At 60.3% G+C, this 23,912-nt stretch carries 17 protein-coding genes and 3 pseudogenes; 10 read left to right on the forward strand and 10 right to left on the reverse strand.

The genetic code is table 11. The annotated features are described in order from the left end of the window. Window positions 1-233: 233 nt before the first annotated feature. The 4 genes from rpoH to ftsY form a co-directional block, all read right to left on the reverse strand. Window positions 234-1,088, reverse strand: a complete 855-nt coding sequence (rpoH, locus tag F0169_RS15605) for an RNA polymerase sigma factor RpoH (protein WP_058413665.1) — start codon at window positions 1,086-1,088, stop codon at window positions 234-236. 139 nt (window positions 1,089-1,227) lie between these two features. Beyond that, the gene (gene ftsX, locus F0169_RS15610; protein ID WP_058413666.1) at window positions 1,228-2,250 is read right to left on the reverse strand and encodes a permease-like cell division protein FtsX; all 1,023 of its coding nucleotides are present in this window, start codon (window positions 2,248-2,250) and stop codon (window positions 1,228-1,230) included. Next, window positions 2,247-2,918 carry a cell division ATP-binding protein FtsE gene (gene ftsE / locus F0169_RS15615; protein ID WP_003213784.1) on the reverse strand — a complete coding sequence of 224 codons (672 nt, stop codon included), beginning with the start codon at window positions 2,916-2,918 and terminating at the stop codon, window positions 2,247-2,249. The genes ftsX and ftsE overlap by 4 nt, the downstream gene beginning before the upstream one ends. Then, a complete protein-coding gene (gene ftsY / locus F0169_RS15620) occupies window positions 2,915-4,342 on the reverse strand; it encodes a signal recognition particle-docking protein FtsY (RefSeq protein ID WP_122251165.1) in 1,428 nt (475 codons plus the stop codon). Before ftsY ends, ftsE begins: the two co-directional genes overlap by 4 nt. Before the next feature lie 338 nt (window positions 4,343-4,680). On the opposite strand from ftsY, the gene F0169_RS15625 reads away from it, so the two are divergent. The 4 genes and pseudogenes from F0169_RS15625 to F0169_RS15640 all read left to right on the forward strand — a co-directional run bounded on the left by F0169_RS15625 (window position 4,681) and on the right by F0169_RS15640 (window position 9,216). Further along, window positions 4,681-6,036 (forward strand): M16 family metallopeptidase, encoded by a 1,356-nt coding sequence (locus F0169_RS15625; RefSeq protein WP_152747008.1) that lies wholly within the window; start codon window positions 4,681-4,683, stop codon window positions 6,034-6,036. Continuing rightward, on the forward strand, window positions 6,029-7,519 hold the full coding sequence (locus tag F0169_RS15630; protein WP_152747009.1) for a M16 family metallopeptidase: 1,491 nt from the start codon (window positions 6,029-6,031) through the stop codon (window positions 7,517-7,519). The genes F0169_RS15625 and F0169_RS15630 overlap by 8 nt, the downstream gene beginning before the upstream one ends. Then, a pseudogene (rsmD, locus tag F0169_RS15635) lies at window positions 7,519-8,135 on the forward strand (16S rRNA (guanine(966)-N(2))-methyltransferase RsmD). The gene F0169_RS15630 and the pseudogene rsmD overlap by 1 nt, the downstream one beginning before the upstream one ends. Window positions 8,136-8,208: 73 nt before the next feature. Then, window positions 8,209-9,216 (forward strand): hydrolase, encoded by a 1,008-nt coding sequence (locus F0169_RS15640; protein WP_152747010.1) that lies wholly within the window; start codon window positions 8,209-8,211, stop codon window positions 9,214-9,216. A gap of 22 nt (window positions 9,217-9,238) precedes the next feature. On the opposite strand, the gene F0169_RS15645 is transcribed toward F0169_RS15640, so the two are convergent. Then, window positions 9,239-10,093: a sulfurtransferase gene (locus F0169_RS15645; protein WP_152747011.1), complete on the reverse strand. Its 855-nt coding sequence runs from the start codon at window positions 10,091-10,093 to the stop codon at window positions 9,239-9,241. Window positions 10,094-10,126: 33 nt separating this feature from the next. Continuing rightward, window positions 10,127-10,798, reverse strand: coding sequence for a TetR/AcrR family transcriptional regulator (locus tag F0169_RS15650; protein ID WP_058413673.1), 672 nt, complete (start codon window positions 10,796-10,798; stop codon window positions 10,127-10,129). A 145-nt stretch (window positions 10,799-10,943) separates the two neighbouring features. On the opposite strand from F0169_RS15650, the gene F0169_RS15655 reads away from it, so the two are divergent. The 3 genes from F0169_RS15655 (at window position 10,944) to F0169_RS15665 (ending at window position 13,473) form a co-directional block, all read left to right on the forward strand. Next, window positions 10,944-12,371, forward strand: a complete 1,428-nt coding sequence (locus F0169_RS15655) for a coniferyl aldehyde dehydrogenase (protein ID WP_152747012.1) — start codon at window positions 10,944-10,946, stop codon at window positions 12,369-12,371. A 197-nt stretch (window positions 12,372-12,568) separates the two neighbouring features. Then, the gene (coaD, locus tag F0169_RS15660) at window positions 12,569-13,048 is read left to right on the forward strand and encodes a pantetheine-phosphate adenylyltransferase (protein ID WP_048722617.1); all 480 of its coding nucleotides are present in this window, start codon (window positions 12,569-12,571) and stop codon (window positions 13,046-13,048) included. A 173-nt stretch (window positions 13,049-13,221) separates the two neighbouring features. Beyond that, window positions 13,222-13,473: a YfhL family 4Fe-4S dicluster ferredoxin gene (locus F0169_RS15665; protein WP_008364838.1), complete on the forward strand. Its 252-nt coding sequence runs from the start codon at window positions 13,222-13,224 to the stop codon at window positions 13,471-13,473. A gap of 111 nt (window positions 13,474-13,584) precedes the next feature. Here F0169_RS15665 and mutM read toward each other — a convergent pair whose 3' ends face one another. Then, window positions 13,585-14,397, reverse strand: coding sequence for a bifunctional DNA-formamidopyrimidine glycosylase/DNA-(apurinic or apyrimidinic site) lyase (mutM, locus tag F0169_RS15670; protein ID WP_058413675.1), 813 nt, complete (start codon window positions 14,395-14,397; stop codon window positions 13,585-13,587). 22 nt (window positions 14,398-14,419) lie between these two features. Continuing rightward, window positions 14,420-15,232, reverse strand: a complete 813-nt coding sequence (locus F0169_RS15675) for an HDOD domain-containing protein (protein WP_172979455.1) — start codon at window positions 15,230-15,232, stop codon at window positions 14,420-14,422. A 279-nt stretch (window positions 15,233-15,511) separates the two neighbouring features. Here F0169_RS15675 and F0169_RS15680 point away from each other — a divergent pair, with 279 nt between their 5' ends. Continuing rightward, window positions 15,512-16,708, forward strand: a complete 1,197-nt coding sequence (locus F0169_RS15680; RefSeq protein ID WP_058413677.1) for a class I SAM-dependent rRNA methyltransferase — start codon at window positions 15,512-15,514, stop codon at window positions 16,706-16,708. Between the two features lie 259 nt (window positions 16,709-16,967). Here F0169_RS15680 and F0169_RS15690 read toward each other — a convergent pair whose 3' ends face one another. Continuing rightward, complete coding sequence (locus F0169_RS15690) at window positions 16,968-18,701, reverse strand: DUF4153 domain-containing protein (protein WP_152747013.1); 1,734 nt, start codon at window positions 18,699-18,701, stop codon at window positions 16,968-16,970. A gap of 385 nt (window positions 18,702-19,086) precedes the next feature. On the opposite strand from F0169_RS15690, the pseudogene ilvD reads away from it, so the two are divergent. Continuing rightward, window positions 19,087-20,927: pseudogene (ilvD, locus tag F0169_RS15695) on the forward strand (dihydroxy-acid dehydratase). A gap of 224 nt (window positions 20,928-21,151) precedes the next feature. Here the strand turns inward: ilvD and F0169_RS15700 are convergent. After that, a complete protein-coding gene (locus F0169_RS15700; protein ID WP_058413681.1) occupies window positions 21,152-22,210 on the reverse strand; it encodes an HAD family hydrolase in 1,059 nt (352 codons plus the stop codon). A gap of 240 nt (window positions 22,211-22,450) precedes the next feature. Between F0169_RS15700 and F0169_RS15705 the strand changes: the two are divergent. Then, window positions 22,451-23,841, forward strand: a pseudogene (locus tag F0169_RS15705) (L-cystine transporter). Window positions 23,842-23,912 lie beyond the last annotated feature (71 nt).

Here is a 23,912-nt window from a genome sequence, read left to right on the forward strand (position 1 = left end):
CATCGATCGATGCTCAGACGTACGTAGCTGTACATCGATCGATGCTCAGACGTACGTAGCTGTACATCGATCGATGCTCAGACGTACGTAGCTGTACATCGATCGATGCTCAGACGACAAAACAACTGTGGGAGGGGGCTTGCTCCCGATGGCGATGTGTCAGTCGACCTGAAAATGACTGATGCACTGCTATCGGGAGCAAGCCCCCTCCCACATGTTGACCAAGCGGCTGGTTAAGCGGCGATCGACAATTTCAGCTTGTTCATCGCGCTTTTCTCAAGCTGACGAATCCGCTCGGCCGACACGTTGTACTTCTGCGCCAGGTCGTGCAGCGTGGCTTTTTCTTCCGCCAGCCAGCGCTGGTAGAGGATGTCGCGGCTGCGGTCGTCGAGCACTTCCAGCGCTTCGTGCAGGTTGTGGTTGGAGTTGTCGCTCCAGTCGGCGTCTTCCAGTTGACGCGCGGGGTCGTACCGGTGGTCTTCCAGGTAGTTGGCCGGCGATTGGAAAGCGCTGTCGTCGTCCGCTTCGGCAGCCGGGTCGAAGGCCATGTCGTGACCGGTCAGGCGGCTTTCCATCTCGCGCACTTCACGCGGTTCAACACCGAGGCTTTCAGCCACGCGATGCACTTCTTCGTTGTTCAGCCACGCCAGGCGTTTTTTCTGGCTGCGCAGGTTGAAGAACAGCTTGCGCTGGGCCTTGGTGGTCGCGACTTTCACGATGCGCCAGTTGCGCAGGATGAACTCGTGAATTTCCGCCTTGATCCAGTGCACGGCAAACGACACCAGGCGCACGCCCATTTCCGGGTTGAAGCGCTTTACAGCCTTCATCAGGCCAACGTTACCTTCCTGGATCAGGTCAGCCTGAGCCAAGCCGTAGCCGCTATAGCTCCGGGCGATATGTACGACAAAACGCAGGTGGGCGAGCACCATCTGCCGAGCCGCCCCCAAATCCTGCTCATAATAGAGACTCTCGGCCAGTTCTCGCTCCTGCTCGGGCGTCAGCAATGGAATGCTGTTGACCGTATGCACATAAGCCTCCAGGTTCGCACCCGGGACCAACGCGTAAACAGGTTGCATAGAAGTGGTCATACGAAAAAACCTCCGACTCACATAACTCGTGCAGTTCAGCACTGCGAAAATTGACCGGGAACCGTAGGACAAGTTCCCTAAACCACTGATACGGTCAATACAAACGAAACCACATTAATCTGACGTTAACGCTTTCAAACTACTTCGGTGCCAGCTCACGTAAATGCCGTGCCACCGCAATCCAGGCACCGATATACCCCAACAATACCGCGCCAAGCAAGAGGCTCAATCCATCGGCGACCGGTACCCCGGCCAGGGCAAAATCACTGCCATACAAGCCGGCAAGCCCGACGACCGCGTCGTTCAGCCAGTCCAGGCCGAACGCCAGCACGCCCCAGGACAAAATCCCGGCACCGAAGCCATAAAGCGCGCCCATGTACAGAAAAGGCCGACGCACATAGCTGTCCGTGCCGCCGACCAGTTTAATCACTTCTATCTCGGTGCGACGGTTTTCAATATGAAGACGAATGGTATTGCCTATCACCAAAAGTAATGCAGACACCAACAACACCGTCAGGCCGAACACAAAGCGGTCACCCAGCTTGAGAATCGCGGCCAGGCGCTCTACCCAGACTAGATCAAGTTGCGCCTGTTGCACCTTGGGCATGTCTGCAAGCTTTTGTCGCAGGGCTTCAAGGGCAGGTTTGTCGACTTCATTCGGCGTCACCAGCACCACGCCCGGCAGCGGGTTCTGCGGCAGCTCTTTAAGCGCCTCGCCCAAACCGGATTGTTGCTGGAACTCCTCAAGCGCCTGGTCTCGGCTGATGTACTCGGCCTCCGCTACACCCGGCAGGTTCTTGATGTCATCGCGCAAGCTCTCGCCATCTTTGGCGCTGGCGTCGATGTTCAAATACAGCGAAATCTGCGCCGCGCGCTGCCAGGAACCGCCCAGGCGTTCGACATTATTAAGCAGCAGCGACAAGCCCATCGGCAGGCTCAAGGCCACGGCCATCACCAGGCAGGTGAAAAAGCTGCCGACCGGCTGCTTGCCGAGGCGGCGCAGGCTGTCGAGCAAGCTGGCGCGATGGCTTTCGATCCAGGCGCGCAGCAGCGTGCTGAAATCCGGGCCGTCGTCGTCGTCGCGTTTTTTCTTGCGTGGTTGCGGGTCGGCCGGTTTCGGCGCCACGCGTTCGGACACTTTAGGGCTGCGAGTGGCACTCATACGCCAGCCTCCCCGTCGCCGATCAGGCGGCCGCGTTGCAGGGTCAGCATGCGATGGCGCATACGCGCGATCAGTGCCAGGTCATGGCTGGCGATCAATACGCTGGTGCCCAGGCGGTTGATGTCTTCGAACACACCCATGATTTCCGCCGCCAAGCGCGGGTCGAGGTTGCCGGTGGGTTCGTCGGCCAGCAGCAACGCCGGGCGATGGACGATGGCGCGGGCAATACCGACGCGCTGTTGTTGGCCGGTGGACAAATCGCCAGGGTACAGATCGGTTTTGTCCGACAGCGCCACGCGCTCCAGAGCCGAATCCACACGCTTGACGATTTCGGCCTTCGACAGCCCAAGAATCTGCAGCGGCAAGGCAATGTTATTGAACACCGTGCGATCGAACAGCAATTGGTGGTTTTGAAACACCACGCCGATCTGGCGGCGCAGAAACGGAATCTGCGCATTGCTGATGGTGGCCAGGTCCTGGCCTGCCAGCAGTAACTTGCCGGTGGTCGGGCGTTCCATGGCCAGCAGCAAGCGCAGCAAGGTACTTTTGCCCGCGCCCGAGTGGCCGGTCACGAACAGGAATTCGCCGCGACGCACGCGAAAGCTCAGCTCATGCAAGCCCACATGCCCGTTGGCGTAGCGTTTACCGACCTGTTCGAATCGAATCATGAACGCTCCCGCTCGGCAAACAATGCCTGTACAAAGGGTTCGGCTTCAAAGGTGCGCAGGTCGTCGATGCCTTCACCGACACCGATATAACGAATCGGCAACCCGAACTGTTTAGCCAGCGCAAAGATCACGCCGCCTTTGGCCGTGCCGTCGAGCTTAGTCAACGCCAGGCCGGTGAGTTGCACCGTCTGGTTGAATTGCTTGGCCTGGCTGATGGCGTTCTGACCCGTACCGGCGTCGAGCACCAGCAATACTTCGTGCGGCGCGTCTGCGTCGAGCTTGCCGATCACGCGGCGAACTTTCTTCAGCTCTTCCATCAAGTTGTCTTTGGTGTGCAGGCGGCCAGCGGTGTCGGCGATCAACACGTCAATGTTGCGCGCCTTGGCGGCTTGCACAGCATCAAAGATCACCGACGCAGAGTCGGCGCCAGTGTGCTGGGCGATGACCGGAATATTGTTGCGCTCGCCCCACACTTGCAACTGCTCCACGGCAGCGGCGCGGAAGGTGTCACCGGCGGCGAGCATGACTTTCTTGCCCTCCAACTGCAGCTTTTTAGCCAGCTTGCCGATGGTGGTAGTTTTGCCGGCGCCGTTGACGCCGACCACCAGAATCACGAACGGTTTGTTCGGGGTGATCACCAGCGGCGCTTCTACGGGCTTGAGCATCGCCGCCAGTTCAGCTTGCAGCGATTTGTAGAGCGCGTCGGCGTCCGTCAACTGCTTGCGCGCGACCTTCTGCGTCAGACTCTGGATGATCACCGCAGTGGCTTCGACGCCCACGTCAGCGGTCAACAGGCGGGTTTCGATGTCTTCCAGCAACTCGTCATCAATGACCTTCTTGCCGAGAAACAGGCTGGCCATGCCTTCGCCGATGCTCGCGCTGGTCTTGCTCAGGCCTTGCTTGAGACGGCTGAAGAACCCGGTTTTGCTGGTTTCGACGGCAGCCACGACAGGCGCAGGCGCAACCGGCGGTTCGATAATTGCGGGGGCGGCCGCCGCCACTACAGGCGCAGACTCGACGACTACCGGCGCAGGCACTTCGACGGCTGGCAGTACGTCTGCCACAACGTGCTGCGGCTCAACCACGACCGGAATCGGCGGCGCAACGTGCTCAGCCTGCACATCTTCAACCAACGCTACGGGCTCTTCTGCCACCGGCAAGGTCGGCCATGGCGTGTGGTCGGGCGCAGGTTCAGGCGCGGCCTCAACCACCGGCTGCAACACCGGCTCGGCCATCGGCAACACCACGGGCTCCGGAATTTCGGCAACCGGCACGGCGTCTAGCAGCGGTTCAGGGATTGGCTCAGGTTGAACCTGCGGCTGTTCGACGACGGTTTCCTGCGGCTTCTTGCGCAGCCATCCGAACAGGCCTTTTTTCTCGCCAGCCGCAGCTGGGCTCTTCTTGTCGTCGTTGGAACCAAACATGGAGGACGGCTATCTCAAAGTGGCGATGCGCCAGGGCGCCTCGGTAAATAAATTCGATGCAGAACAGACTGTTTTAACGCTCGCTTGTTCATGCGCAACATTTTGTAAGGCGTAAATAAAGGCCTTAACGAATCGTTTCAATATAGGACTGAAGCGATAAAATCGTCGAAAAGTGGCGGATCGTCGGGAAAACCCGGCGCCAACTGCCACATTCCTACGACTGAACCTTGGACAAGATGACTGCCACAGTGGCCGTGTCCAAATCGGATCAGTATCCTAGCACCTCCTCGCCCGCCGACGCTAAGACCACGCGGGCAGCTCAACAGGTTTAAAAACGAATGAATGCTCTAGCCCGCCGCGCCGCAGGCCTGCTGCTCGGCACAGTTTGTCTGCCCCTTTCAGCTTTGGCTGCCGACCCACAACCCACGCATGAATTCACTCTGGATAACGGCCTCAAGGTGGTCGTGCGCGAAGACCATCGCGCGCCGGTGGTGGTTTCCCAGGTGTGGTACAAGGTCGGTTCGAGCTACGAAACCCCTGGCCAGACCGGTTTGTCCCACGCGCTGGAACACATGATGTTCAAGGGCAGCGCAAAAATCGGCCCCGGTGAAGCCTCGCTGATCCTGCGCGATTTGGGCGCCGAAGAAAATGCGTTCACCAGTGACGACTACACCGCCTACTACCAAGTGCTGGCCCGTGATCGCCTGGGCGTCGCCTTCGAACTGGAAGCCGACCGCATGGCCAGCCTGCGCCTGCCGGCCGACGAGTTCAGCCGCGAGATCGAGGTGATCAAGGAAGAGCGCCGCCTGCGCACCGACGACAACCCGATGTCCAAGGCTTTTGAGCGCTTCAAGGCCATGGCGTATCCGGCCAGCGGCTACCACACGCCGACCATCGGCTGGATGGCTGACCTTGAACGCATGAAGATTGAAGAGCTGCGCCACTGGTACCAATCCTGGTATGTACCGAACAACGCCACGCTGGTGGTGGTCGGCGACGTCACCCCGGACGAGGTGAAGAACCTGGCCCAGCGATACTTCGGCCCAATCCCCAAGCGTGATGTGCCGCCGGCCAAGATCCCGCTGGAACTGGCCGAGCCCGGTGAGCGCTTGCTGACGATGCATGTTCAGACGCAACTGCCCAGTGTGATTCTTGGTTTCAACGTGCCGGGCCTGGCCACCGCCGAAGACAAACGTTCGGTGCAAGCGCTGCGCCTGATTTCGGCCCTGCTGGATGGCGGCTACAGCGCGCGTATTTCCGAGCAACTGGAACGCGGCGAAGAACTGGTTTCCGCCGCTTCCACCCGCTATGACGCGTACACCCGTGGCGACAGCTTGTTCAGCCTTTCGGCCACACCGAACCAGCAAAAGAAAAAGACCATTGCGCAAGCCGAAGCGGGCCTGTGGCGCCTGCTGGATGAGTTAAAAGCCAAGCCGCCGACCGCCGCAGAACTTGAGCGTATCCGCGCCCAAGTGATTGCCGGCGTGGTCTATCAGCGTGACTCCATCACCAGCCAGGCCACGGCCATTGGCTCGCTGGAAACCGTCGGCCTGTCCTGGAAGCTGATGGACACTGAACTGGCCGACCTGCAAAGCGTGACCCCGGAAGACATCCAGAAGGCTGCGCGCACCTATTTCACCCGCGAACGTTTGAGCGTCGCCCATGTTTTGCCTGAGGAGACCGCTCATGAGTGATCGCAAAAGCACCCGCCTGATTTTCCCCGGCCTGGTGATCGTCACCCTGATCGCCGCCAGCGCCGTGTACTTCCTGCGCCCAAGCGAGTCCGTTGCCAGCCAGGCGCTGGACAAGGCTCAATCGACGAACACACTGCAATCGCTGGCGGAGCTGGACGGCAAGGCGCCGACCAACCGCAAGCTCGACGTACAAACCTGGACCACCTCCGAGGGCGCCAAGGTGCTGTTCGTCGAAACCCATGAACTGCCGATGTTCGACCTGCGCATTCTGTTCGCCGCGGGCAGCAGCCAGGACGGCAATACGCCCGGCGTGGCGCTGCTGACCAACGCCATGCTCAACGAAGGCGTACCGGGCAAGGATGTCAGCCAGATCGCCAGCGGGTTTGAAGGCCTGGGCGCTGATTTTGGCAATGGCGCTTTCCGCGACATGGCACTGGTGTCGCTGCGCAGCCTGAGCGATAGCGATAAACGCGACGCTGCCCTGGCGCTGTTTGACGACGTGATCGGCAAGCCGACCTTCCCGGCCGGCTCACTGGCGCGCATCAAGAACCAGATCCTTGCGGGTTTTGAATACCAGAAGCAGAACCCGGCCAAGCTGGCCAGCCTTGAACTGTTCAAGCGCCTGTACGGTGACCACCCTTACGCGCACCCGAGCGAAGGCACGCCCGAGAGCGTTCCGGCAATTACCCTGGCGCAGTTGCAGGCGTTCCACGCCAAGGCTTACGCCGCGGGTAATGCGGTGATTGCCGTGGTAGGCGACCTGACCCGCGCCGAGGCTGAGGCGATGACGGCGAAGGTGTCGGCGTCGCTGCCCAAAGGCCCGGCCATGTCGAAGATCGCCCAGCCGACCGAGCCGAAAGCCGGCCTGAGCCATATCGAGTTCCCGTCCAAGCAAACGCACCTGCTGTTCGCCCAATTGGGCATCGACCGCGCCGACCCGGACTACGCGGCCTTGTCGTTGGGCAACCAGATACTCGGCGGCGGTGGTTTCGGCACCCGCTTGATGAGCGAAGTGCGCGAGAAACGCGGCCTGACCTACGGCGTGTATTCCGGCTTCTCGCCGATGCAAGTGCGTGGCCCGTTCATGATCAACCTGCAAACCCGCGCCGAAATGAGCGGCGGCACCCTGCGCCTGGTCGAGGATGTGTTGGCCGACTACCTCAAGACCGGCCCGACGCAAAAAGAGCTGGATGACGCCAAGCGCGAGCTGGCCGGCAGCTTCCCGCTGTCGACCGCAAGCAACGCCGATATTGTCGGGCAGTTGGGCGCCATGGGTTTCTACAACCTGCCGCTGAGCTATCTGGAAGATTTCATGAAACAATCGCAAGCCCTGACCGTAGAGCAGGTCAAGGCTGCAATGAACAAACACTTGAGCGCCGACAAGATGGTCATCGTGACCGCCGGCCCGACGATTGCGCAAAAGCCACTACCGCCCCCCACTGATAAACCTGCCGAGCAGCCGCTCGGGGTTCCGGAGCATTAATGGCAAGTTCATCTCGCCCGAAAAAACCTGTCCACAACGTGCATAACGGTGTGGGCCAACTGCGCATCATTGGTGGCGAATGGGGCAGCCGCAAGCTGAGCTTCCCTGACGTCGTGGGCCTGCGCCCAACGCCGGACCGCGTGCGTGAAACCCTGTTCAACTGGCTCGCGCCGTACATCGGCGGGGCCAAGGTGCTGGACCCGTTTGCCGGCAGCGGCGCGCTGTTTCTGGAGGCGCTGTCCCGTGGCGCAGCCCAGGCCCAGGCGCTGGACGCGAGCAATGTGGCCGTTTCCAGCCTCAAGGAACACTTGGGCACCCTGCGCTGCACCACCGGCCAGGTGCAAACTGCCGACGCGTTGCGCTACCTGGAAACCCAGCCGGCCACCGCATACGACGTTGTGTTCCTCGACCCGCCGTTCAACCAGAACCTGTTGCCCACCGTGTGCGCATTGCTGGAAGAGCGTCAATGGCTGGCCGCGGATGCGTGGGTTTACACTGAAAGCGAAACTGCGCCGTCTACTCTCGGCCTGCCGGGGAGCTGGCGCCTGCACCGCGAGCAAAAATCCGGCCGGTGTATTACGCGCTGTGGCACCGTTTTGTCGAAAGCGCTGCGTAAGCGCTTTTGTGGCGAGCGGGCTTGCCACAACTAGCCCGCTCATCACAGAGAGTTTGTTCGCAACGAGACGTTCATGACCCCTTCCGTCGACCTGTTCAAACCCGCCTTCGGCCTCGGCAACCCTCACGCGCAAACGCTGTGGGGGCCGCTACTGCGCCCCACCACGCACATCGAGCGCCAGCGCGAGCGGCTGTGGCTGGACGACGGCGACTTTCTCGACCTTGACTGGCATGGCCCGCACGACGCGCAAGCGCCGTTGGTGCTGGTGCTGCATGGGCTGACCGGGTCGTCCAATTCGCCCTACGTGGCTGGCCTGCAAAAAGTTCTCGCTGCTCAAGGCTGGGCCAGCGCAGCGTTGAACTGGCGCGGCTGCTCCGGCGAGCCCAACCTGTTGGCACGCAGTTATCACTCGGGCGCCAGCGAAGACCTGGCAGCAGCGATTGCACACCTGCGTACCAAGCGGCCGTTGGCGCCGCTGTATGCCGTGGGTTATTCGCTGGGCGGTAATGTACTGCTCAAACACCTGGGCGAAACCGGCCTGGCCTGCGGACTGCAAGGCGCGGCAGCGGTGTCGGTGCCGTTTCGTCTGGATCAGTGTGCGGATCGCATTGGGCTGGGGTTTTCGCGGGTTTATCAAAAGCACTTTATGCGCGAGATGCTCGCGTATATCCGCGTTAAACAAAGGCGTTTTCTAGAGGATGGCCGTGCTGACGGGCTGAAAACCCTGGAGTCACTCGGTTCGCTTGAAAAGATGCGCACGTTCTGGGACTTCGACGGGCGTGTGACCGCGCCGCTGCACGGTTTCCTCAGTGCCGAGGACTATTACCACCACGCGTCGAGTCGGTATTACCTCGGTGAAATCCGCACGCCGACGTTGATTATCCAGGCCGCCGATGACCCGTTCGTGTTCGCCCACAGCTTGCCCGAGGCCAGCGAACTGTCGGCGTGCACCGAGTTCGAGTTGCTGGCCAAAGGCGGGCATGTGGGGTTTGTCGATGGTTCGCTGAAACAGCCAGGTTACTACCTCGAACGACGCATACCTCAGTGGCTGCTGACACAACACCGTCGCCAGTCACCATAGATCGTTGGAACGATCAGTACGATCAGTCGCCGGTAGCAATTGCCCGCGCCGGGTCGGTAATCCACTCGCTCCACGAGCCCGCATACAGTTTGCCCAACGGATAACCCGCCAGGCTCAGGGCGAACAGGTTATGGCAGGCCGTTACGCCCGAACCGCAATACGCCACCAGCGCATCCGGTGAACGGCCCTGCAACTGCGCAGCGAAGCGCTGCTTGAGCTGCTGCGCCGGAAGAAAACGGCCATCGCTGCTCAGGTTTTCATTGAAGGCTGCGCATTGCGCACCGGGAATGTGCCCGGCGATCGGATCAATGGGCTCCACGTCGCCACGAAAACGCGGCTGGGCGCGCGCGTCAATCAACGTCATGCCGGGTTCGCCCAAGCGTTTTTGCAACTGCTCGGCGTCCAGCAGCAGGCGGTTGTCTGGCGTGCCCGCGAAAGTCCCCGGCTCAACCACCGGCGCGTCCAGGCTCAGCGGGAAACCGGCCGAGTGCCAGGCCTTCAGACCACCGTCCAGCACAAACACGCCCTCGCGCTTGCCCAACCAGGCCAACAGCCACCAGGCGCGGGCGGAAAAGGCGCCAGGGCCGTCGTCATACAGCACAACGTGCGTGTCGGCGTTGACGCCCCAAGCCCGCAGTTGCTGAACCAGCGTGTCTGCCGCTGGCAGCGGGTGGCGACCTGTCACGCCTTTGGTGACCGGGCCACTGAGGTGCCGTTCCAGGTCGGCATATTGCGCGCCCTCGATATGCCCTTCGGCATAACTGCAACGCCCGTAGTCCGGGTCTTCCAGGGCAAAACGGCAATCCAGAATCACCAGAGCGCCGCGCTGTTGGCGCTCGTTCAATTGCTGCGGGCTGATCAGTTGGGCAAGCGGCATGCGGCACTCCTGTGAACAGATTCGGGAAAGGTCCTACTTCACTTCTTCCAGTGCCTGGTTCAACGGCACGTAAAACTCTTTGAACAAGGCATCCACCGCCTCTTTCGCTTCGGGCGTGACGAACCCTGCCTCCAGCACCAGCACCTGATACACCCCGCGCTTGATCGCTTCGGCGCTCAAGTGGGCGGAATTTTCATTGGTGGTACACAAAAAACGCACCCACGAAGTGAGGATGATCCAGGCGTTCAGGGTCAGGGCTTCCGTTTGCACCGGGTCCATCGTGAGGATGCCGGCGTCGACAAACCCTTGGTAAATGGCGCCGCCCTGAATCAGGCAACGCTGGGAAAAGCGCCGGTAACTGGTGGCCAATTCCGGGTCGCTTTCCAGCAGGTGTTCGAGGTCGCGGTGCAGGAAACGGTAACGCCACATGCCGGCCAGCACCGCCTGCAAGTAGAACCGTTTGTCTTCGACGGTCACTGCGCGGCCTTGAGGCGGGCGCAGAAAGCTGTCCACCAAGGCTTCGTATTCGCGAAACAGCACGGCGATAATCGCCTGCTTATTCGGGAAGTGGTAGTACAGGTTGCCCGGCGAAATTTCCATGTGGGCAGCGATATGGTTGGTACTGATGCTGCGCTCACCTTGCTGGTTAAAAAGCTCCAGGCTGGTTTGCACAATGCGTTCGCTGGTCTTTACTCGGGGTGCCATAGGGATCAGCTTCTGTGCACGTGATGGAACATCTTACGGCCTATCCTTATCAGGATAAATCCGCATGTTGCTGCAACGGCATTTGACAATTTAGAGCAATAGCTCTAGAAACTCAGGCAGACCTATAACAAACGGGAACTGCGCCATGCCTGCCAACGTTGCCTACCTGCAAGATTCCCAAGCGCTGGCTCAACTCCAGCACCTGTTCGACGCCCAACGCCTCGCCTATGCGGCCAACCCGATGCCGCCAGCGGCGCAACGCCAGCAATGGCTCAAGGCACTGCGCGACCTGCTCAGCGACGAACGCCAAGCGTTGATCAATGCGATCAGCCAGGACTTCAGCCATCGCAGCGCAGACGAAACCCTGTTCGCCGAACTGATGCCGAGCCTGCACGGCATTCACTACGCCAGCAAACACCTCAAGGACTGGATGAAGCCATCGCGGCGCGCCGTAGGCATTGCCTTTCAACCCGCATCGGCCAAAGTCATCTACCAGCCGTTGGGCGTGGTCGGGGTAATCGTGCCCTGGAACTACCCACTGTACTTGGCCATCGGCCCGTTGGTCGGCGCTTTGGCGGCAGGTAACCGGGTGATGCTCAAACTCAGTGAATCCACGCCCGCCACGGGTGAACTGCTCAAGGCGCTATTGGCCAAAGTCTTCCCTGAGGACCTGGTGTGCGTGGTGCTGGGCGAAGCCGATGTGGGCATGGCGTTTTCCAAACTGCGCTTCGATCACCTGCTATTTACCGGGGCCACCAGCATCGGCAAACACGTGATGCGTGCGGCCGCCGAACACCTCACGCCGGTCACGCTGGAACTGGGCGGCAAGTCGCCAGCCATCGTCTCCGCCGATGTACCACTCAAGGACGCCGCTGAGCGCATCGCCTTCGGCAAAGCGCTTAACGCCGGGCAAACCTGCGTGGCGCCGGACTACGTGCTGGTGCCGGAAGACCGCGTGCAGGGTTTCGTCGAGGCCTACAGCAAGGCGGTTCGCGGGTTTTATCCGACCTTGGCTGATAACCCGGACTACACCGCCATCATTAACGAGCGGCAGTTGGCCCGGCTGAATGCCTACGTCAAGGACGCCACCGATAAAGGCGCCACGCTGATTGCGCTGTACGACCAGGGCCAGGCACGGCGCATGGCCCACAGCCTGTTGCTGAATGTCAGTGACGAGATGACGGTGATGCAGGACGAAATCTTCGGCCCCTTGCTGCCGATCGTGCCTTATCGCGGCATCGACCAGGCGTTTGCCTACATCAACCAGCGCCCTCGCCCACTGGCCCTGTATTACTTCGGCTACAACAAGCGCGAACAAAACCGCGTGCTCCACGAAACCCATTCCGGCGGCGTGTGCCTGAACGACACCCTGCTGCACGTGGCTCAAGACGACATACCGTTTGGAGGCATCGGCCCGTCAGGCATGGGCCACTACCACGGCCACGAAGGGTTCCTCACGTTCAGCAAGGCCAAAGGTGTGCTGGTGAAACAGCGCCTGAACGCGGCGAAGTTGATCTACCCGCCCTACGGCAAGTCGATCCAGACGTTGATTCAGAAGCTGTTTATTCGCTGATGCCGCCAACGCCGGCTAGCAGAAAACCAAGCGTTATTAGCCCAAGCGACCCGCCCGACCTTTGAACACATGACTGCACGCGTAACGCTGGTCTGCAAAACTCCGCAGAAAACCCCTATTGACCATAAGTCGACTTGGCCCACCGTTAATGCTGCGATACCATCCGGTTCCCCAACGGACTCCGCCAGGACGACGCGATGAACCGAGTGTTGTACCCAGGTACCTTCGACCCGATTACCAAAGGCCATGGCGATTTGGTCGAACGCGCCTCTCGCCTGTTCGACCATGTGATCATCGCGGTCGCTGCCAGCCCCAAGAAAAACCCGCTGTTTCCTCTGGAACAGCGCGTGGAGTTGGCGCGAGAGGTCACCAAACACCTGCCCAACGTGGAAGTGATGGGTTTTTCGACGCTGCTGGCGCACTTTGCCAAAGAGCAGAACGCCAACGTGTTCCTGCGCGGCCTGCGTGCGGTGTCGGACTTCGAATACGAATTTCAGCTGGCGAACATGAACCGCCAATTGGCGCCGGACGTGGAAAGTTTGTTCCTCACACCGTCGGAGCGTTATTCGTTTATTTCCTCGACGTTAGTCCGTGAAATCGCCGCTTTGGGCGGAGATATAACCAAGTTTGTGCACCCGGCTGTGGCGGATGCGCTGACGTTGCGTTTCAAGAAGTAGTTTCTGTGGTAGCAAGCGGGCCTCCTGTGGCGAGCCCGCCCGCCACAGGGCCCGCTCGCCACCAGATCTGACAGGCCACAGGTCAGACCCGCTCGCACTGCGGGCGCCAATGCGGCACAATTGCGCGCATTAGTTTTCAGATGCCTTGGCTGACAGCCCTGGCAGGAGTTTCCATGTCCTTGATCATCACCGACGATTGCATCAACTGCGACGTCTGCGAACCCGAGTGCCCGAACGCCGCGATTTCACAGGGCGAAGAGATCTACGTGATCGACCCCAACCTGTGCACTCAGTGTGTCGGCCACTACGACGAGCCTCAGTGCCAGCAAGTGTGCCCGGTGGATTGCATTCCGCTGGATGAGGCCCATCCGGAATCGGAAGAGCAGTTGATGGAGAAGTACCGCAAGATTACCGGTAAAGCCTGAGACTTTGTGACGCCCATTAGGGCCTCATCGCAGGCAAGCCAGCTCCCACATTTGGATGTGTGGATACAAGCTGGCTTGCCTGCGATGGCTATATCAGCCATCACACAACACTCAGCGCTGACACTTGGGGCAAAACACACTCGCCCGCTGCCCCAGCACCACATTGCGCAACTCGGCGCCGCAGACCTTGCACGCCTCGCCGCCACGGCCATAAACGAACAGCTCCTGCTGGAAATACCCCGGCTGCCCGTCACCCCCGATAAAGTCGCGCAACGTAGTGCCGCCGCGCTCGATGGCCGCTGCCAGGATGCGCTTGATCTCAATCGCCAGTTTCAAATAACGCGCGCGTGAAATACCGCCAGCCTCACGGCGTGGATCTATGCCCGCCGCGAACAGCGCTTCGGTCGCGTAGATATTGCCCACGCCCACCACCACCGCGTTGTCCATGATGAACGGCTTCACCGCCATCGAGCGCCCGCGCGAAAGCTTGAACAAACGCTCGCCATCAAACAGGTCGGTCAACGGCTCCGGCCCCAATCGAATCAACAACTCGTGGTTGTGCGGGTCCTGGCTCCAGAGCATCGCGCCGAAACGTCGCGGGTCGGTGTAGCGCAGGGCCAGGCCGGATTCGAGTTCAATATCCACATGCTCATGTTTGGCCGCCGGCATGCCGACTTCCACCAGACGCAGGTTGCCCGACATGCCCAAGTGGCTGATCAAGGTGCCCACTTCGGCATTGATCAACAAATACTTGGCCCGCCGCTCCACCAGTACGATGCGCTGCCCGGACAGCCGCACATCCAAATCTTCCGGGATCGGCCAGCGCAGGCGCCGTTCGCGCACTACCACGCGGCTGACGCGCTGGCCTTCCAGGTGCGGCGCAATCCCGCGCCGGGTGGTTTCAACTTCTGGTAACTCGGGCATGTGTACCTCGTGGAAAAAACGGTCAGTGCGCGCCCAGCTCGCGGATCGACAACTTCATGCTCTCGAAGTCGTAGTCCGACAGGCCCACGTAATCCAGCACCAGGTGGCCGATGGCATCCCACTCATGGTCCACCGCCTGGTTACCCAGCACGCGATGGGACGCGCAGATGTGTTCAGCCATTTTCAGGATCGCCAACAGGTTTTTCAGCTGAGGGTTGCGCGACGACTCATCGCTGAAAATCGCCAAGGCATTGTGGTGGTTGGCGATGGCGTCGGTCACATGCTCCGGCAGGCGCCAGGATTTGGCGGTGTAGTAGCCGACCACGGCGTGGTTGGTGTTGAACGTTTTGTTCTCGGTGTCGACCACGCGGCAGTCAGGGCCGGCATTCGCGTAGGCCTCTTCGAGTACGCCCATGTAACTGGGGAACCGCTTGAGCATCAACGGCACGCCACAATCGTGGAACAAGCCCAGTGCGTAGGCCTCGTCCACTGCTTGCGAACCGGTGCGCTTGGCCAGCGTCAGGCAGGTCATGGCCACATCCTGGGCGGTGTCCCAGAAACGGTTGAGGGCAACGATGGTGTCGTCGCTCATCTCGCCTTTGATCGACTGCGCGTTGATCAAGTTGATGATCGAACGGCTGCCCAGCAGGTTCACCGCGCGCTGGATCGAAGCGATCTTGTTGCTCAGCCCGTAATACGGCGAGTTGACCAGCTTCAACAACGCGCCGGACAGGCCAGGGTCCTGGGAGATCAACCGTGCGATCACATCCAGGTCCGGGTCGGGCATGTACTGCTCCATCTGCAAATCCACCATGATTTGCGGTTGAGGCGGCACGCTGATGCCTTGCAGGGCCTGCTGGATCTGTTCGGCGGAAAGCTCTTGGGACATAAATACACACTCTGGGCTAGGGGGCGATTCTAACCTCTATGGGAACCTGACCGACACCTCAAAAAGCCGAACCGAACCCCGATCAAATGTGGGAGCTGGCTTGCCTGCGATTGCATCACCGCCGTACGTCAGATACACCGCGCCGTCTGTATCGCAGGCAAGCCAGCTCCCACATGAACGGGTGCGCAAAGGGTATACTCCCGCTCTTTTTTCCGGAGCGACGTCATGTCCCTGCCAAGCCTGCGTCTCAAAGCCAACGCCGATCGTCGTTTGCGCAACGGCCACCTGTGGGTCTACAGCAACGAAATCGACGTGGCCGCCACCCCACTTCACGGCTTCCAGGCAGGCGACCAGGCTATCCTGGAAGCGGCCGGCGGCAAGACCCTGGGCATCGTGGCCATGAGCCCGAACAACCTGATCTGCGCACGCCTGTTGTCGCGCGACATCAAGTTGCCGCTGGACAAGTCGCTGTTGGTGCACCGCATCAATGTGGCGCTGTCGCTGCGTGACCGCCTGTTCGACAAACCGTTCTACCGCTTGGTCTACGGCGACTCCGACCTGTTGCCGGGTCTGGTAGTCGACCGTTTCGGCGATATTCTGGTGGTACAGATCGCTTCGGCGACCATGGAAACCCACAAAGACGACGTGATCGCCGCGCTGACCCAAGTGCTCAAGCCGAGCGGCATTCTGTTCAAGAACGATTCCGCCGCGCGTGACGCCGAAGGCCTCAACCGCTACGTCGAAACCGTTTTCGGCCTGGTGCCGGAGTGGGTTGCGCTGGAAGAAAACGGCGTTAAATTCGAAGCCCCAGTCATCCAGGGCCAGAAAACCGGCTGGTTCTACGACCACCGCATGAACCGCGCACGCCTGGCCCCGTATGCCAAAGGCAAGCGCGTACTCGACCTGTACAGCTACATCGGCGGCTGGGGCGTGCAAGCCGCCGCGTTCGGCGCCAGTGAAGTGTTTTGCGTCGACGCCTCTGCCTTCGCCCTCGACGGCGTAGAGCGCAACGCTGCGCTGAACGGCGTCGCCGAAAAAATGACCTGCATCGAAGGCGACGTGTTCGAAGCCCTCAAAGAGCTGAAAGCCAGCGAAGAACGCTTCGACGTGATCGTCGCCGACCCACCGGCCTTCATCAAACGCAAAAAAGACATGAAAAACGGCGAAGGCGCCTACCGCCGCCTCAACGAGCAAGCCATGCGCCTGCTCAGCAAGGACGGCATCCTGGTCAGCGCATCGTGCTCAATGCACCTGCCGGAAGACGACCTGCAAAACATCCTGCTGACCAGCGCCCGCCACCTGGACCGCAACATCCAGATGCTCGAACGTGGCGGCCAAGGCCCGGACCATCCGGTGCACCCGGCAATTGCCGAGACGCGTTACATCAAGAGCATCACGTGCCGGTTGTTGCCCAATAGCTAAGCAATAGAGCGCGAATCAACTGTGGGAGCGGGCGTGCTCGCGAAGGCGGTGTATCAGTCGATGACTGTATCGGCTGACACACCGTGATCAAAAGCACGCCAGATCCCACATCTTCAATCCGGCCATCAGCCTGGTGATCAACCTTGTGACCGACAACCTGATCACCGCGCTGGGCCTGTGCTTTTTGATCCTTGCCAGCATCGGCCTCGCCTTGAATGCGCAGATAGGCGAGCGGCGGCACGCCCCATAGGCACTCCTTTCAAGGCTCGCGAATCACCGGGCTGAGCAGCCCATCGCTGAATTGCAATTGCCTGTAACGCGGCTTGACCAACGAAACCTTGCCTTCGCGGATGTCGCGAATCAGCACTTCGGTGTCTATGTAAGCATCCGGCTGTTGTGTCCATAGCAAAGGGCCGCGATTGTCCCACTCGCCGTTCTTGTCCAAGGCATAAATGCGCGGCGGCTTGGCGTCATGGCGCAAACGGGTGCGGGGCACGACCAGCACTTCATCCTGGCCGTCCTCGTCGAGGTCGACCGCCCATAGCACACAGGCGGTCTCGCAAATCGAGTCGGGGCTCAAGCTGATATCAACAAACTGTTCGCTGCCTGTGGGCTTGGCGCCGATCCATTCCAGCTCGGGCTTGGGCCGCGCGGCCCGCGACTTCACATACCGCTCGCTGTAGCTCAGCGACGTGTCATCCATCCTCTCGCGCAACGCGCTACGCCCCTGCGCGTTCAGAATGCGCGCCTGATCCAGCTCGACCTGCAACTTGGCATACGCCTCCTCACCGAGCTTCCCAAGACCAAAGCGCAGGTTGTAAGCATCGAACGCTTCAGCCTCGGTGCGCCCGTCGAGCAGCCGCCGGACCTGATCGTCGACGCTGAGCCGAACCGGATCGAGTACCGGCGTATTGATCAACACCAACAACACACAAAACAGCAACGCCAACGGCGGGTTAGTTCTGCGCAAGTTGCCCAGCCAGACCTGCGAACGCAGCGCCACCGCCCACACTGCGGCCACACCATACAAGCCACACAACAGCGCCAGCGCCAGGGCGATAAAGCGCTGCGGCGACAAGGCATATTGCTCGACTCGCAGCCAGCTTGAGTAAAACGCCAGGCCGGCGAGCACCGGCAGGCATAACAGGCTCAGCGCGATAAAGTGTGTCAGCCATGTGGGGTAAGGCCGAGGCTGGTCACCCGCCTGGAACACGCCGTTGAGCAAGAACAATTGAGCACCGGCCAGTACCAGTAAAATCGGCGTGGAATAGCCGGTTGCCCAGATCCGGGCAAGCCCGGTAAATGGCAGGGTCAGAGTGAACAGCACGCTGATCAATGCAATCAATGGCAACAACAATCGACAGGCACCCAGCAGCATGCCGCGCATCTGGCCGATGATTCTGTCGTTACGCGAGCCCAAGTGCATGCCCAGCGCAAATACCAGCGGCAGGCTGATGCACAGGAACAACCGGCTTCGGAAGTGGCGCTCAAAAAAATCGATGCGCAGCATCACGAACAACTGCGCCCAGAGTTCGAGCAGCAGCATGCACATACCCACCAGGATCAGCGCACACAGTACGATGAACACGCTGTTCCAGGCTTGCTGAAACAAGTCTTCGTAGCGCCAGCGTTGCCCCTTGGCGACAGGCCAGGCGTATAGAAAGCAGGCGCAGATATAACTGATCAGGACCAGGCTGATGCACCAGCAAGCCATTACCCACTGGCTGTCGACCACAGACGCGTTGCCATAACACAGCCACAGCGTCATACCGCCCATCAGCAAGGTGAACGCCAGCGTCAGTAACACAGAGCGCCATTGGCGGGCTTTGTCCCCGAGCAACTGCAACGCGGTGCCACCCACCAGGATCAGGGTGTTTGTGACAAAAAACAGCGTTGTACTCGCGCGATACAGCTCGGCGGAGTAATAGAACACGAGGCCCTGGACCAGGCCGATCAGCAGGTAAAACCCTAATAAACGATTGATACCGGGCATTCCAATTCCTTTGGGGTGATAGGCAGGCCGAAGCCGGTGAGTCTAAACAACATCTGCCATGGCCAGGAGTCGCACGTGTAGGCTTCTACTGACGAGAGGGGGTTTAATCTCTGACGGCGACCAACGGTGTAAATCCGCCAACGCCCGCATCCAACACTAAAAGCGGGCCATTCCTTCCTGCCGCCAGCGGTGTAGAATCGGACCTATTCATCGCCAGTCATCCCCCGGCGGGTTTATGAGCTCAAGGCCCAAGCAAGCGGCGATCCCGCGACGCGAGTGGCAACTTTTGGACACACGGCCATTTTCTGAGTGTTCCAGACGTCAATAGAGGCTCACTTCCCCTTTAGCACCTGATTAGCACCTGATTAGCCGCCCGGAGAGCTCCATGCCAGATTATCGCTCGAAAACATCCACCCACGGCCGCAACATGGCCGGCGCCCGTGCTCTGTGGCGCGCCACGGGGATGAAAGATGACGACTTCAAAAAGCCGATCATCGCGATTGCCAACTCCTTTACCCAGTTCGTACCCGGCCACGTTCACCTCAAGGACCTGGGCCAACTGGTCGCCCGCGAGATCGAACGCGCCGGCGGTGTAGCCAAAGAATTCAACACCATCGCCGTGGATGACGGCATCGCCATGGGCCATGACGGCATGCTGTATTCCCTGCCGAGCCGCGAGATCATCGCCGATTCCGTGGAGTACATGGTCAACGCCCACTGCGCCGACGCCATCGTGTGTATCTCGAACTGCGACAAAATCACCCCTGGCATGCTGATGGCCGCCTTGCGCCTGAATATCCCGGTGATTTTCGTTTCCGGTGGCCCGATGGAAGCCGGCAAGACCAAACTGGCCTCGCACGGCCTGGACCTGGTCGACGCGATGGTGATCGCCGCCGATTCCAGCGCTTCTGACGAGAAGGTCGCGGAATACGAGCGCAGCGCCTGCCCGACCTGCGGTTCGTGCTCCGGCATGTTCACCGCCAACTCGATGAATTGCCTGGTAGAAGCGCTGGGTCTGGCCTTGCCGGGCAACGGCTCCACGTTGGCCACCCACAGCGACCGCGAGCAGTTGTTCCTGCAGGCCGGCCGCACCATCGTCGAGCTGTGCAAGCGTTACTACACCGAAAACGACGAGTCGGTGTTGCCGCGCAATATCGCCAACTTCAAGGCGTTCGAAAACGCCATGACGCTGGACATCGCCATGGGCGGTTCCACCAACACTATCCTGCACTTGCTGGCCGCCGCGCAGGAAGCCGAGATCGACTTCGACCTGCGCGACATCGACCGTTTGTCGCGTCATGTGCCGCAGTTGTGCAAGGTCGCGCCGAACATCCAGAAGTACCACATGGAAGATGTGCACCGCGCCGGCGGGATCTTCTCGATCCTCGGCTCGCTGGCCCGTGGCGGCCTGTTGCACACCGACCTGCCGACCGTGCACAGCAAATCCCTGGCCGAAGGCATCGCCAAGTGGGACATCACCCAAACCGACGATGAAGCCGTGCACACCTTCTTCAAGGCAGGCCCGGGCGGTATCCCGACGCAGACTGCGTTCAGCCAGTCGACCCGTTGGGAAACGCTGGATGACGACCGTGAAAACGGCTGCATCCGCAGTGTCGAGCACGCCTACTCGCAAGAAGGCGGCCTGGCCGTGCTGTACGGCAACATCGCCCTGGACGGTTGCGTGGTGAAAACCGCCGGTGTGGATGAGTCGATTCACGTGTTCGAAGGCGCGCCAAGATCTACGAAAGCCAGGACAGCTCCGTACGCGGCATCCTCGCGGACGAAGTCAAAGAAGGCGACATCGTGATCATCCGCTACGAAGGCCCGAAAGGCGGCCCGGGCATGCAAGAAATGCTCTACCCGACGTCTTACCTGAAATCCAAGGGCCTGGGCAAAGCCTGCGCTCTGCTGACCGACGGCCGTTTCTCGGGCGGCACGTCGGGTCTTTCCATCGGCCACGCTTCGCCGGAAGCGGCGGCTGGCGGCGCGATTGGCTTGGTGCAGGACGGCGACAAAGTGCTGATCGACATTCCTAACCGCTCGATCAACCTGTTGATCAGCGATGAAGAAATGGCGGCACGCCGGGTTGAGCAGGACAAGAAAGGCTGGAAGCCGGTCGAGAAGCGTCCGCGCAAAGTCACCACCGCGTTGAAAGCCTACGCTCTGCTGGCGACCAGTGCCGACAAAGGCGCCGTGCGTAACAAGGCAATGCTGGATGGGCTGTAAGGCCCACTCATAAAAATGCCCCGCCAAGTGCGGGGCATTTTTTTGCCTGAAGAAAATCCCTCAGGCAGATGGAGATCAAATGTGGGAGGTGGCTTGCTGCCGATGGCGGAGTGTCAGGCAATATATTCGCTGGCTGAGTGACCGCTATCGCGAGCAAGCCCGCTCCCACAGGTGACCGGGTTTTCAGGTTGGGGCCCGGTTTAATGTGGGAGGTGCTTGACCCTCTATTGAATTTCGTCCGGCTTGACGATCACCCAGTTTTTGTCAGCCGTCACCGGCAACCCTTCCTTGGCTTGCGCGGCCGCGTGCTTGGCCATCATGCCGTTGAGTTGAGTCATGTATTTGTCTTTGCGGTTGATCCACAGGTGGATGCCGCCCTTGGCCACGTCTACATCGTGGAACAGCATGTAGCCGTCGCTGGTCGGTGTGTCACCACCGACGATCACCGGTTTTTTCCACTCGTCGATGTACGTCAGGATCGCTGCGTGTTTGCCCGCCATCCAGGTCGCCGGGGTCCACAGGTACGGCGTCAGCTCCAGGCCGAGGTTGGCTTTCTCGTCATATTTGCCGGCGGCGATCTGCTTGCGCGCGGTGGTCAGTTCGCCGGTCTTGCGGTTCTTGAGCAGCGTGCTCACGCCGATGACGTTTTCCGGCTTAACGTTGTAGCCGTACTTCGGGTCGGCAGCGACCATGCGCACCAGCTCTTCAGAAGCGGCGGTCATCACGTACACTTCGATGCCGTTTTCCATCAACTTGTTAAATAGCTCAGCCTGGCCGGTGAAGACCTTGGGTGGCTGCACCTCCATGTTTTTCACCACATCACCCTCGTAGTAGGTGACCGGCACTGGCTTGCCCGACGCCATCATTTCGTCAACGTAGCCCTTGAGTTCCTTGAGCGTGAAGCCTGCAAAAATCTGCGCAACCCACGGGTAGCAGACCATGTCGTCGACTTCGCAGAGGCGGTAGTAATAACTGAACAGGCTTTCCTTGTGCTCAGCCGTGTCCTTGAACGGGATCAGCTTCAGCGAAGGGTCCATCGTGTCGCGGGTGATCAGGCCCTTGTTTTCAAGGTAAGGCAGCAACGACTCTTCAAGGTCGTAGCGGTAGCTGGTGTTGTCCATGTCGAACACCGCGAAGTTGCCCTTGTTGGCATTGGCGGCGATCATTTCGTTCAGTTGTTTGGCGGCAGGCGCCGGCCAGTGCGTGAGCTCTGTGGCGGCAAAGGCTTGGCTGCCGAGGCCAAGACACAACGCGGCGGCCAGCAGTGTTGGCGCGAGCTTCATAAGCAATTTCTCCCAGAGTCAAAGACATCGACGCTAACAAATCTGTATGACAGTCACCACCCGAGCGCGACTGCTTGCGTCGTGATCGCGCCAACAGCATGTGCCTGAGCGCCATGCGCTTATTCCAGAAACGACAGTGACCATTCCATATCGGTATTAAATCAATATATTTCAAGCTGTTAGGCTTTCCGGTTGCAATCGCACGCTCACGCGATTGGCTGTCTACTCAACGGAGCTTCAATGAATCTGCCCCTGATTCTCAACTTACTGGTGTTCGTAGCCCTGTTGCTGGGCCTGGCACAAACCCGCCGTACCCAATGGAGCCTCGCCAAGAAGGTGCTGTTTGCACTCGTTCTCGGCGTGCTGTTCGGGACGGCTTTGCACACTATTTATGGCGACGGTAACCCCGTGCTCAAGGCCTCGATCGGCTGGTTCGACCTGGTCGGTAACGGCTACGTGCAGTTGCTGCAAATGATCGTGATCCCGCTGGTGTTCGCCTCGATCCTGAGTGCCGTGGCGCGGCTGCACAACGCCTCGTCGCTGGGCAAGATCAGCTTCCTGACCATCGGCACGCTGCTGTTCACCACCGCGATTGCGGCGTTGATCGGCATCGGCTTGACCAACCTGTTCGGCCTCACCGCCGAAGGTCTGGTGGCCGGCACCCAGGAAATGGCGCGCCTGCAAGTGATCCAGAGTGATTACGCGGGCAAGGTTGCCGACCTGAATATCCCGCAATTGCTGCTGTCGTTCGTGCCGGCCAACCCGTTCGCCGACTTGGCCCGGGCCAAACCGACGTCGATCATCAGCGTGGTGATTTTCGCCGCATTCCTCGGGGTTGCCGCGCTGCAACTGCTGAAGGATGACGTTGAAAAAGGCCAGAAAGTGCTCAACGCCATCGACACCCTGCAAGCCTGGGTGATGCGTTTGGTGCGCCTGGTGATGAAGCTGACGCCTTACGGCGTGCTGGCGCTGATGACCAAGGTGGTTGCCGGTTCCAACCTGCAAGACATCATCAAGCTCGGCAGTTTTGTGCTGGTGTCGTACCTGGCGCTGGGCCTGATGTTTGTGGTGCACGGCCTGCTCTTGTCGCTGGCCGGGGTCAACCCGCTGCGGTTCTTCCGCAAAGTGTGGCCGGTGCTGACCTTTGCCTTCACCAGCCGCTCCAGCGCGGCGGCCATCCCGCTGAGCATTGAGGCGCAAACCCGCCGCTTGGGTATCCCGCAATCCATCGCCGGTTTCGCCGCCTCGTTCGCGCCACCATCGGCCAGAACGGTTGCGCCGGTCTTTACCCAGCCATGTTGGCGGTGATGGTGGCGCCGACCGTGGGCATCAACCCGCTGGACCCGCTGTGGATCGCAACCCTGGTGGCGATTGTGACGCTGAGTTCGGCAGGCGTTGCCGGCGTAGGCGGCGGTGCCACGTTTGCCGCGCTGATCGTGCTGCCGGCGATGGGCTTGCCGGTGTCACTGGTGGCGCTGCTGATTTCCGTGGAGCCGCTGATCGACATGGGCCGTACGGCGTTGAACGTCAACGGTTCTATGACGGCGGGTGCGATTACCAGCCAGATCATGGGGCAGACGGATAAAGACCTGTTGAATGCCGAAGAGCATGCCGAGTTGGCGCAGGCCTGATAGACCGCTATCGGGAGCAAGCCCCCTCCCACATTGGACCGAGCTCCAACATGAGCATGCGGTCAATGTGG

The sequence above is a fragment of the Pseudomonas kitaguniensis genome (assembly GCF_009296165.1).
Classification (GTDB): Bacteria; Pseudomonadota; Gammaproteobacteria; order Pseudomonadales; family Pseudomonadaceae; genus Aquipseudomonas; species Aquipseudomonas kitaguniensis.

Coding starts and splice junctions, on each gene's coding strand:
- rpoH (WP_058413665.1), bottom strand. CDS start 1,088: ATGACCACTTCTATGCAACCTGTTTACGCGTTGGTCCCGGGTGCGAAC.
- ftsX (WP_058413666.1), bottom strand. CDS start 2,250: ATGAGTGCCACTCGCAGCCCTAAAGTGTCCGAACGCGTGGCGCCGAAA.
- ftsE (WP_003213784.1), bottom strand. CDS start 2,918: ATGATTCGATTCGAACAGGTCGGTAAACGCTACGCCAACGGGCATGTG.
- ftsY (WP_122251165.1), bottom strand. CDS start 4,342: ATGTTTGGTTCCAACGACGACAAGAAGAGCCCAGCTGCGGCTGGCGAG.
- F0169_RS15625 (WP_152747008.1), top strand. CDS start 4,681: ATGAATGCTCTAGCCCGCCGCGCCGCAGGCCTGCTGCTCGGCACAGTT.
- F0169_RS15630 (WP_152747009.1), top strand. CDS start 6,029: ATGAGTGATCGCAAAAGCACCCGCCTGATTTTCCCCGGCCTGGTGATC.
- F0169_RS15640 (WP_152747010.1), top strand. CDS start 8,209: ATGACCCCTTCCGTCGACCTGTTCAAACCCGCCTTCGGCCTCGGCAAC.
- F0169_RS15645 (WP_152747011.1), bottom strand. CDS start 10,093: ATGCCGCTTGCCCAACTGATCAGCCCGCAGCAATTGAACGAGCGCCAA.
- F0169_RS15650 (WP_058413673.1), bottom strand. CDS start 10,798: ATGGCACCCCGAGTAAAGACCAGCGAACGCATTGTGCAAACCAGCCTG.
- F0169_RS15655 (WP_152747012.1), top strand. CDS start 10,944: ATGCCTGCCAACGTTGCCTACCTGCAAGATTCCCAAGCGCTGGCTCAA.
- coaD (WP_048722617.1), top strand. CDS start 12,569: ATGAACCGAGTGTTGTACCCAGGTACCTTCGACCCGATTACCAAAGGC.
- F0169_RS15665 (WP_008364838.1), top strand. CDS start 13,222: ATGTCCTTGATCATCACCGACGATTGCATCAACTGCGACGTCTGCGAA.
- mutM (WP_058413675.1), bottom strand. CDS start 14,397: ATGCCCGAGTTACCAGAAGTTGAAACCACCCGGCGCGGGATTGCGCCG.
- F0169_RS15680 (WP_058413677.1), top strand. CDS start 15,512: ATGTCCCTGCCAAGCCTGCGTCTCAAAGCCAACGCCGATCGTCGTTTG.
- F0169_RS15690 (WP_152747013.1), bottom strand. CDS start 18,701: ATGCCCGGTATCAATCGTTTATTAGGGTTTTACCTGCTGATCGGCCTG.
- F0169_RS15700 (WP_058413681.1), bottom strand. CDS start 22,210: ATGAAGCTCGCGCCAACACTGCTGGCCGCCGCGTTGTGTCTTGGCCTC.